The 11752-nt window shown below is 37.3% G+C and carries 4 protein-coding genes; all 4 read right to left on the reverse strand.

Annotation, left to right across the window (positions count from 1 at the left end; genetic code table 11):
* Positions 1–33 precede the first annotated feature (33 nt).
* On the reverse strand, positions 34–7164 hold the full coding sequence (gene sprA / locus CSC80_RS03430) for a cell surface protein SprA (RefSeq protein ID WP_099189772.1): 7131 nt from the start codon (positions 7162–7164) through the stop codon (positions 34–36).
* 65 nt (positions 7165–7229) lie between these two features.
* Positions 7230–7811, reverse strand: a complete 582-nt coding sequence (gene ruvA, locus CSC80_RS03435) for a Holliday junction branch migration protein RuvA (RefSeq protein ID WP_058103939.1) — start codon at positions 7809–7811, stop codon at positions 7230–7232.
* Between the two features lie 73 nt (positions 7812–7884).
* The gene (locus CSC80_RS03440; RefSeq protein WP_058103940.1) at positions 7885–10179 is read right to left on the reverse strand and encodes an NADP-dependent malic enzyme; all 2295 of its coding nucleotides are present in this window, start codon (positions 10177–10179) and stop codon (positions 7885–7887) included.
* A 118-nt stretch (positions 10180–10297) separates the two neighbouring features.
* On the reverse strand, positions 10298–11617 hold the full coding sequence (locus tag CSC80_RS03445) for an MFS transporter (RefSeq protein WP_099189774.1): 1320 nt from the start codon (positions 11615–11617) through the stop codon (positions 10298–10300).
* Positions 11618–11752 lie beyond the last annotated feature (135 nt).

Consider the following 11752-nt stretch of genomic DNA (forward strand, 5'->3'; position numbering starts at 1 on the left):
ATTATTGGGGCATACTTTTACGAAACAACCGTATTAATTACCAAAATTATAACGAAGTGTAAAACCTGTATTAATCGTAGTTTGTGGAAAGGCAGTTGATACAGCAAATTTGGAGAATGAATGATCGTAAAAAAACAGGGCGTTCAAGCTTTTACTCAATGCATAATCTGCCGTAAACTTCAATGACATTAAATTTTGACCCGAAGTAATTTGATTGTTATTAATATCCAAATTTCTAATGATGGTAATATTATCTCTTAAGGTAACATCGGCTTTTAGGTTTAAATCACCTTTTAACCTTGTTTTATTACCACCAATATTGGTAACGAATTTTACATCTTTAAAGCGATAGCCCAAACCAACCGTATATTCTTTACCATTGATCTCTGTCATTAAATTATTATCAAAACTTAATGATAAGGCTCTATCTGTTCTAACTTCTGCTAAGACACTTACCGAGTTGATCATTTCAAAATCTACACGGATCAACGGATTAAACTGATCTGTAAGAACAACGTTATTTAATATCAAATCTGGCAAGAGATCTAAATTCTCTTCATTTATTGCAAACTCACCCGGATTATCTTTAACCAATTGCACCTTTTCTAAATTCGTTTGGTACGAGTTTATACTATATGATGCGCGATATCCATGACTCAAAGAAAAACGTTTGAATTTCTTTTTAAACCATTTACTCTTCATTAGTCCGGTATACTTAATGTTCCAATTAGGAATAGGAATATCCCTAAAGGTATCTAAGTTTACACGCTCAGCATCTTGCCCTGTATATGCCGCAAAGAACGCTGGTAACAATACCTCTTGTTGAGTTTTACCATATAACTGAGGAAAACCATCTTCATCTAGATCACCCACAGGTTGAGATCGATCAGCGATCAACCTATTGGCTATTGTAATTCTATTATCCTTAAACTGCTGAAAAGTACTTGAATCAAACTCATCGCTCTTACCAAAGGCTGTACCGATCATCATTGTAGAGATACTGAAACTACCATAATTATTACCCAACTGTAGGTTATACTCTTGATCAACAACATTAAAGTTTTCTTGGTAACTATCCGAATATTGACGGTCCGCTACTAAATCTATCGTAATATCTTTAGTAGGTTGTGCCGTAGCGGTAATATTCAATTGCTTATTTGTTCTTTGGATGAATTGCTCATTGAAATCTTCAAAACCAGTTAACCAACCGTTTCTAGCAGCTTCAAAACGGACATCTGACTGACTACCGAACAAGAATCCAATGGTAGGTTTGGTAGTACCAACAAACCCAACAGATTGTGTATAACCCGGAAGCACCGTTCCATTGTTCTCACTATAGTTCAGGTTCAATCTTTTAACCATAGTTACAATATCTACTACGGTATTGAACAAATCACTGGTCTTACCTTTTATTTTTTCTTGATCTTCTGCCAATGCACCGGATTTGTCTCTTCGGATAGGTCCTCTTGCACCTGCCCTTGGAGCTTCGCGCTTTTTAAGCCCAAGCATATCATAGAACTTCTGCATGGTCAATGATGACGTTATAGTATGCGTATTGGCATTCTGTACCGTATTAATGTATTCTCCCGCTACTTCAAACAACGCATCTCCACCTCTTTGCCAATCAAAATTACTGGTATATGAATATTGTGTACTAATGAAATCCAATGCAGGTATTTTGGAAAAAGGCACATCATAATTCAACTGCATTTGCTGAGAATGCCTGTTAGGTTCACCAACATCAAAGAAGCCGTCCCACATTCCCAACTCATTATTAATTCTATCCGTTGACTCTAAAGGTTCATCTTCGTTCAAATAATTTCTAACTATATTATTGTTAGAGCCGGTCAAATTCAAACGTAACGATTTGGTCAAATTATAATTGACCGCATATTGCCAATTGAACAAATAGTTACGCTGCTGCAATTCTGGCAACTCAAGTCTATCTTCACCATCAGTATACACATCCCTAAAACGCTGTGCATTAAATTGCCTATTGATATTAGAAGTAACCCCTATATTTGATGGCAACAGGTTTAAATTAAGATCTTTTAACCATTTCCAATATTTGCCTGTAAAAAGGGAATCTTTTTTAGCAAAAGGCGCTACCTCTACAGGGTCAAAACTATGATTATATACAAAACCGGTATTTACACTTTGTTCCCTTAACTCTGCAATTTCAAAATCTCTATGATCGGTTTCATTATAACTATAGTTAAAGGTAAAGTTTTCAATATCATAAAAATTGGCATCGGCCTCTTCACCTCTATCCTTTCTAACCCCAATTAAGTTGATACTGGTACGCTTAGTGTAATCTTCAGCTTGTTCCAAAACTTCATCTTTACCCTCTTGGGTATCTTCTGCAGCAATTCTATCCTCTAATTTTAAATCATCATAAACAGGGTCGAATTCCGGTGTAATCAATTGTTCAGAAACACCATAATTAAAAGGTAGCTGTATACCCCATTTCTTAGGCAGCAATTGACCAACGTTAACATTGGTAACCACATCATACGAAACCGCATCTTCACGGGCACGTTCATTTGGCATTTGATCTATAGAGCCAAAACCAGAAGTACTCTTACTACCTGTTGCACTAAAATTGGCAAAATCTGCAATATTACCATCTACAGCGGCAATAGCTGCCCACCCTCCATTATTGTCCAAACCTGCTAAACGAAGTTCATTGAACCACACCTCACCTCTTGCCGGTAGTATATCTTGGTTTTTTACACCCACCATCATAGTACGTATACTACCCAAAGACGGATTACCTTTTATACCAATACGTAACCTGCCGGGCGTACGCACATCGAACTCACCAACAGGAATAACTTCCCCGTTTTCAATTTCAAAGAAACGAACATCATTAAGATCACCATCCGCGATCCATTGCGATTTCACCTTGGTTAAATCACTAAGTACAATGTTCATTTCATTATTTTCCGGCCATATTTCTTCATCTGAAGCTGCTGTAAAAGGAGTGAATTCCAAAGGCAATTCTATTTGGTAATAGTTTTGGGTAAAATCTGTACCCATTCTTAAAAAACCAACCAATGGTGTAGATGTATCTGCATAATCACTATCTACAATCTTCTCGGCATGAATAAACATTTTCAATTTCTCATATTGACGAATGTCAACATTCAAGTTTTTAAATACTCCGCGTGAATCTTCAGACTCTAGGTTAGATACCGTCAAGGAGAGAGATTGCTCATTTTGTCTAATAATAGTATTGTTATTATTTAACTGCTCCCTTATAACGCCCGGAGGCAGAACGTATGGAATTGGAGTTCTACTACTATTCTCTTCAATATTTACCGTGTTTACATCTAAAGTAGTACCGTCATCAGAAGGATCACTATCCACATCTGGATCTTGCAGCGTATTTGTATATGTACGCCAATCTCCCCTAACCAAATCCAAAGTAGCAAAACGTAGAACAGTAGGACTATTGAAACCGGTCATATACATACGCATAAAACTAATAGACCTAAAATCCGTAATACCACCCACCGCATCGGTAAAGTCACTTAACGGAATCTTATATTGGATCCAACGGTAATTAACCTCGTCTCCATTAGGTATTCTAAAATCCCCACTAGCGGTACCTTCTATAATATCGGTTACATACTCGTCATTAATTGTAGTATTTGGCTTTATGGCAATTCTATACTCATAATAACTATTCACCGTATTCATGGTTAAATCCCTATCAACATCTTCTACGTCAGGTAGGGTTGTAGAACCTCTATCTGTATTTGTTACCGAAACAGGTGAGTTACCTTGTGGATTATTGAAGTCTTGATATCTTTCTAATATGCTACCTTCCCTATTTAAATAATATACATAGTTATCCAATGCAGGGTCATCACCAGCATTGTTGGTATATACGTCTACTTCACGTGCATCATCCAAACCATCAAAACCAATATCCTGTAATACCCTGTTATTTTCATCGGCATCAAAAGCATACACTAAAGATTGTGTTGCCGGCACTTCACCCCATGAAGTAGGGGAAACAAAATCATTACTATCAACACCAGGCAAACCGTTTTCATACTGCTTTTTACCATCACGTAAAATATCCTCAGATATATTACCCAAGTTAAGTACCAATTCACCTGCCCCATTTGCAATACCATCTACATAAGGATCCATCACCCAAAACTGAACAAACTCTACATTACTCTGTTCAAAATCCGTACTGCTCAAAGAACGCATCATTCCTCCCCATTTTTCTGTAGGAGCTTCGTTTTCAAAATCTGGATTATTGTTATACGGTCCCTTTACCGATGGGTAATATACCATATCCAAAGTAGACTGCACCTGGGTCTGCCCCTGTGCCACATCGGTCTCTGGAAAAACTTCATCTATATACACCCTACGTGTAGCATTAGTAGAGATATCATCATCACTAATAGTAGAAGGCCTTTGCGTAGTATAGAAAATTGGATCAATAGTATACCAAGATAGTTTTGCCCTATTATAACCATTTAATAAATTATTTGGATCATCTGGAGAACTACCAAAAGATTGATCATCATTACCAAACTCCAAAGGCATACTTGCTAAAGACCAACCAAGCGAAGCTCTAATATCTATTAAGGCCTGCGCACCTTCAAAATCATCTAGATAAGTAGTGGTCTCCCCTTCAAAATCCGCGTTTTTAGGTGAACTTGGTATCAAAGCGGCCATTTCTGCCCTTACGGAAATATTAGAAGGCACATCTGTATCTATATTAGGCAGCTTATTTACCATACGGGTTAAAAAAGGAACCTCAGTAGAAAAGTTAGTGTTCAACCCAAAAATGGTATTGTTCACAGATTCCACTCCGTATGTAGATTTCTGGGTTAGGGGTCTTTCGTTCAAGTTTAACAATGTACCCCCTAAAACAAATTTTTCATTGAATTGATGCTCTACATTAACACCTGTAAAACGACGTGTTTGTTGTCCAAATACCGCGTTGTTTTCTACTGAAATATTAATAGGCACATTGGAAGCCTCTAAACTTGGATCTAAAATTTGAACCGTACCCGATTGATAGTTTACCGTATAATCTATACCTTCTTGTAATGTTCTACCATTGGCGGTTACCGTTACGGATCCCTGCGGAACATTAAAAGCTCCAATAGAAATACCATTACTACCTTCTGATTTATACGTACCTTTTAATAAAAACTTATTTTTTTCAGGGTCTTGCAGTGCGGCCGTTTTGGTCAAAGCATACATATCTCTAAATACATACTGCTCTTGGTTGGCATTATAGCCAGAGGTTACATCGTACTGACCACTATTACCATTTTCCAATTGCTCATATAAGAACTCCCCAAAAGGTTCAACTTTGGTAAATATTATTCTACCGTTCTGTATATCGATAGTCTGGCCACTGATAAAATCAAAAAAACCATCTCCACCGGGCTGAATATCATTGTAGACATTTAACCTATCTAAGTTGAATACATTTAATAGAATACGTTCTTCTAAACCTTCTGGCCAACCAGAACCAGGACCTTCTTCAATAGGCGTAATATAGTTTCTTGCAGTAGGATCAGAATATAAGATATTCATCTTAAAATCTTCTTGGCTTAAACTGTAAGCTCCGGTTGCGTAAATGTTCTTCATCATAAGATCCCAAATTGGATCAGTGATATTGGTAATATTACTTTTAAGAAGCTTAAGAATCAAAGTATTGTTTTCAATTACCGTACTTACATCTTGTGTAACCGTAGTAGCTTCTATACCTCCATTTGCAAATTCACCTACTTGGTATACTTGACCTTGAAAAGTATACTGGTAAGCAACACCTAAAACCTCATCATTACTTAGGCGTTGGTTTAAAGAAATGTACCCCAGTTGAGAGTTGAAATCAAAATCCCTGCCTTGTTCCAACTTTCGGGCATTTTCTAGATATGCATAATCAAACCCTTGATTAGGACTGTAACCGCCTGCAAAACTACCGGCATTGAAACCACTTTCTACCGTTGCAATTTCTCTTATGTTATCGTTCAATGCACCATTACCGCTCAAAATTAAAGCAGGATCATAATCATTGGCGTTGTTTCTTGGTCTTACATCTGCCGGACCTTTGAAAAATCCACTTGCACTACCATTGTTTTGACCAACCCTGGTCTTGGTAATATCTGCCTCACCTAAATCCTGTATGGCCACCACGTTACGTACATTCAAGGTTTGTTGGGTTCTATTGGTAATCCAAACTTCTATACGGGTAATTTGTACTTGACTCTGTATATAAGGGTAAGAAGAAAGTGCATTATCATAGTTATCCCTAAAATATTGCGCTAAGAAAAAGTGTCTGTTTTCATCATAGTCCAACGCAGATAAAGAAAACTCATTTACTGTACCACCACCTTGGGCAACTACCGTATTATTTTGCGAACGTTGTTCTGAAAAAACAGCCGTTACAGAGGTTTTACCGAACTGCAATTTGGTCTTTACACCAAATAAACTTTGCGCTCCTGAAATCAGTGAGCTATTAAGTGGCATATTAACGTTACCTACTTCTATAGATTGAATGATATCATCTTCCGTTGGGGTATAATCCAATTTTACGATATTCTGAAAATCAAAAGTTGCCTCCGTATCATAGTTGGCCGTCACTTGTAAACGCTCTCCAATTTTCCCTAGCATACTAAGACTAATACGCTGATCAAAATCGAACGAAAGGTTAGTTCTATTTCTAGGTGATAAAGATGGGTTATCATTCTTTTGCCATATAACCCCCAAATCCATTGCAACGGATCCTTGTGGAATTATCTCAATAGTATTACCGCCAAAAATGGTAGAAAAGAAATCATTATTTACATAAAAATTAGGAAGAAGATTTTTTCGGGCTTCCTCACTACCTTCTTTTTTACCGGCATAAGCGTCTGATTTTTCTTTGAAGTAAGACTTAATACCTTCTTCTTCGATCAGCTTAAAATACTGTTCCGGTGTAAGAATAATCGGATAACCAATATTAAATTCGCCAACACTTTCATTGTAGATATAGCGATCTAAATTAGGGTCGTAAATATATCTAGATACAATACTATCTGGATTCTCAATTAGGATTCTACCCAAATCAAACCCAGTTTTCACAGAATCAATCTCTTGCGCTTCAGTCTCTTGAGCCACAACCGAAGTTATAGAACCCAAAAACATAAAGAATACAAAGATGTGCTTAAAAGAAATTTTAAGAAATTTAGTTACCCCGTTTTTCAAACTTATTACAAATTTTTGAGCGCGAGTTTAATTATATTCTCGACACTTAGCGAAGCATCTTGACCAAGCACTTTATCGACAACCCTCTCTGATTGTTTACGTGCGAAGCCTAGAACTTCTAAAGCAGATAACGCTTCATCTTTATTTGTATTGTTTGTACTTAACGAAAGTTCGTCTATATCGTAAACTTTTAAGACCTTATCCCTAAGATCTAAAATTACACGCTGGGCAGTTTTGGCACCAATACCTTTTACAGCTTGTATTGAAGCAACATCACCATTGGCAATAGCATCCCTTACTTGAGAAGGTGACATTGAAGAAAGCATGGTTCTTGCTATACTTGAGCCAATACCAGAAACCGATAACAACAATCTAAAAATCTCACGCTCTGATTTTTCAACAAAACCGAAGAGTGTGTGAGAATCTTCTTTCACTTGTAGGTGCGTAAATACAGAAATGTTTTCCTGTTCCGGCAACTTTGAAAAAGTATTCAAAGAAATATTTACAAAATAACCAACCCCACCACATTCAATAATAACATGAGTTGGGTTTTTCTCTACTAATTTTCCTTTTAAGTGGTGTATCATGTTCCTTTAAATTAAAAGGGGAAAAAAGTATGCCTACCTATTTCCCCATTTATGTTTTTCTATTATTAAACTTTTATTTAGATCCTTTTGCCTTTTTTCTTTTTTCTCTTTCTTGAGCATCTATTACGGCCACAGCTGCCATGTTTACGATTTCATCTACACTAGCACCCAGTTGCATAATATGAACTGCCTTTCTTAAACCTACCATTATAGGACCAATTGAATCCGCTCCATTTAACTCTTTCAACAATTTGTACGTAATGTTCGATGATTCCAAATTAGGAAAGATCAAAGTGTTCACCTTTCTACCGGCAAGCTTAGAAAACGGGAATTTACTTTCATGTAATTCTTTGTTCAAGGCGAAATCTGTTTGAATTTCCCCATCGACTACCAAATTTGGTGCAGTTTCATGAAGAATACGTACAGCTTCTCTCACCTTTGTTGCGTTAGGATGTGTTGAAGAACCAAAATTGGCATAGCTTAACATTGCCAATACAGGATCAAAACCAAACGTTGACGCTACATTAGCCGTCATTTTTGCAATATCTGCCAATTCTTCGGCATTTGGTTCTATATTAATAGAGGTATCCGCCAAAAATAACGGTCCTCTTTCGGTAATCATAATATTTACCGTAGCTACTTTCTTTACACCGGAAGCTCTACCGATAACCTCTAAAATAGGTTTTACTACCGTAGGATAAGCTCTAGAATAACCAGAGACCATACCATCAGCATCACCCTCAAGTACCATCATTGCACCAAAATAGTTACGCTCGCGCATTTTTATCTTTGCACTGTAAAATGTAACCCCGCTTCTTTTTCTACTTTCCCAATACTTGGTAGCATAACGTACATGACGTTCATCAAACTCATCGGACATTGGATCGATTATAGCTATATCAGCATCAAATTCCAGCTCCTTTTTAAGCTCCAGAATAATGTCTTTTCTTCCTAAAAGAATAGGTTCGGCAATGCCTTCCTCATGAACAATTTGTGCCGCTTTCAACACATCTAAATGATCCGCTTCGGCAAAAACTATTTTCTTCGCATTACTACGTGCCCTACCATGTAACAGCCTAACCACTTTATTATCGTTACCGGATCTAAGCATTAATTCCTCTTTATACTTATCCCAATCTGAAATAGGCGCTTTTGCCACACCACTATCCATTGCCGCCTTGGCCACGGCAGGTGGTACCTCATGTATAAGTCGCTGATCAAAAGGTTTTGGTATTATATATTCCCTGCCAAATGTTAATCTAGTTTCACCGTATGCAATATTTACCTGTTCCGGCACTGGTTGCTTTGTTAATTCGGCCAAAGCTTTTACCGCAGCCATTTTCATAGCTTCATTAATTGCCGTAGCCCTTACATCTAAAGCTCCACGGAATATAAATGGAAAACCAAGAACATTATTTACCTGGTTAGGATGATCAGACCTTCCCGTTGCCATGATTATATCTTTACGGGTATCTATTGCCAAATCATATGCTATCTCCGGATCAGGATTCGCCATGGCAAAAACAATAGGATTTGGCGCCATAGACTTCAACATTTCAGGAGATACAATATTAGCTATGGAAAGTCCGATAAAAACATCGGCATCTACCATTGCCTCATCCAGGGTATCTATTTTTCTATCTGTTGCAAATTCTTTCTTCGCTGCCGACAGATTCTCAGCATCTTTTCTAATAACGCCCTTACTATCTAGCATTACAATATTCTCTGCCTTTGCTCCAAAAGCCTTATAAAGCTTTGTACAAGATACTGCTGCTGCGCCGGCACCGCTAATAACTATACGTACCTCTTCTATTTTCTTCTCAGCAATTTCAAGAGCATTCAACAACGCTGCCGCAGAAATAATAGCAGTACCGTGCTGATCATCGTGCATTACAGGAATGTCAAGCTCCTCTTTTAACCTACGCTCTATCTCAAAAGCTTCAGGAGCTTTAATATCTTCAAGATTAATACCGCCAAAAGTTGGGGCGATCATCTTTACCGTTTCAATAAATTTATCAACATCTTCAGTATCCACCTCAATATCGATACCATCTATATCTGCAAAGATCTTGAACAAAAGACCTTTACCTTCCATAACCGGTTTTGAAGCCTCAGGACCAATATTACCTAATCCCAATACCGCAGTACCATTAGAAATAATAGCTACCAAATTCCCCTTAGAAGTATATTTATAGGCATTATCCTTATTCTTTGCAATTTCTAAACAAGGCTCTGCCACACCTGGCGAGTAAGCCAAAGCAAGATCTCTTTGGGTACTATATGGTTTTGTAGGAACTATTTTAATCTTACCTGGTTGAGGTTTAGCATGGTACACCAATGCTTCCCTTCTTTGCTTCTCCTTGCTCATAAGTTCTAATTTAAAAGATCAAATTTAAAGGTATTCTTCAAAAAAGAGTGAATAGTAACAGTATTTATGCAAACAAATTAAATAGTTTTCCTTAGGAAAGAAAAAAGCGGACAATTTTCTACAAATCTATAACCGCAGCCTTACTTCTAACATTAAGTCTTAGTGCCAAAATACCCGAAATTGCAAAGAAAGCTCCTGCGAACAACATTGCATTAATTGCATTATTTCCAAGTACATATTTATAGATTGGACCAAATGTCAAAGTTTCTATACCCATGGGTATTACGATCATCATATTCAAAATCCCCATATATACCCCCCTTCTGTCTTGCGGCACCACTTTAGACACCATTGTATACGGTATTCCCATCATTGCCGCCCAGCCAATACCAAATAGGACCATTGGCACCAAAACCAATATGGGATCCGTAATAAAAGGTATGGTGAATAATGATAAGGCCGTACCAAACAAGCTCAACGCATATACTTTTTTACCCCCAAATTTTAAGGTCAAAGGCACTAGCGCCAAAGCTACAACCATGGTAACGACATTATAGGTTAAACTCATTTGTGCAGATTGAGATGCTGCCTCTCCTGTTGAATATCCCATGGTCAACTTAAATAATGGGGTAGTATATTGCCAATAAATAAACAATGCATACCATTGAAATAAATAAACCGCTCCAACCCTCCACATAAATTTGGGCATTCTCTTTATAGCTTCTGCAATTTCTTTGAAAGGAAACATTATCCGATCCATTAAGGGTTTGGCCCTTGCCGCATTTATCTCCTCCAATTCTAAAGAAGACGGAGGAATTTCGGGAGTTTTTAATACCGAATAAAGAATTGTAGTAATTGATAGAATTGCACCAATATAGAACGAGTAATATAACCACGTAGGTATAGTACCCGCCACTTCTACAGACTCGCCACCAAACAAATACTGAAACAGCACTATTGACCCGTTTGCCAAAAGAATACCAGCCCCAACGAAAAGGCTTTGCATTTGGTAGCCTAAACTTAACTGCTTTTCAGGTAGCTTGTCACCCACAAAAGCACGATAAGGCTCCATTGCCATATTGTTACCCACATCTAAAATCCATAAAAGTCCAACCGCAAACCATAATACCGGACTTGTAGGAAATGCAAAAAGGCACAAACTACCCAAAATTGCCCCAATCAAAAAATAGGGTTTTCTTCTACCCCAACGTGCAGACCAAGTTTTATCTGACATGGCTCCAATAATTGGTTGTACGATCAAACCCGTTACAGGCCCAGCGATATTTAAAATTGGCAACATATCTTCTGGTGCGCCTAGATAAAGAAAAATAGGGTTTATTGCTGTTTGCTGTAATCCGAAGCTATATTGAATTCCTAAGAACCCAACATTCATATTGAATATTTGCCAAAAACTAAGACTTGGTTTAGTTATTTTCATTAGGGCTAACGTTTATAATCTACTGGTTTATTTTAACATATTCACATAAAAATCATGTAATAACTCAGAAAAACATAATTTAAAGTAGCAACCAATATAATATAAATAAACCTGTTGCGCATGATTATCTAATGG

It is taken from the genome of Maribacter sp. 6B07 (assembly GCF_002700155.1).
Classification (GTDB): Bacteria; Bacteroidota; Bacteroidia; order Flavobacteriales; family Flavobacteriaceae; genus Maribacter; species Maribacter dokdonensis.

What these genes read in the sequence shown, in the direction of transcription:
- ruvA (WP_058103939.1), bottom strand. Translation starts at nt 7,811, where the DNA reads ATGATACACCACTTAAAAGGAAAATTAGTAGAGAAAAACCCAACTCAT.
- CSC80_RS03445 (WP_099189774.1), bottom strand. Translation starts at nt 11,617, where the DNA reads ATGAAAATAACTAAACCAAGTCTTAGTTTTTGGCAAATATTCAATATG.
- CSC80_RS03440 (WP_058103940.1), bottom strand. Translation starts at nt 10,179, where the DNA reads ATGAGCAAGGAGAAGCAAAGAAGGGAAGCATTGGTGTACCATGCTAAA.
- sprA (WP_099189772.1), bottom strand. Translation starts at nt 7,164, where the DNA reads ATGTTTTTGGGTTCTATAACTTCGGTTGTGGCTCAAGAGACTGAAGCG.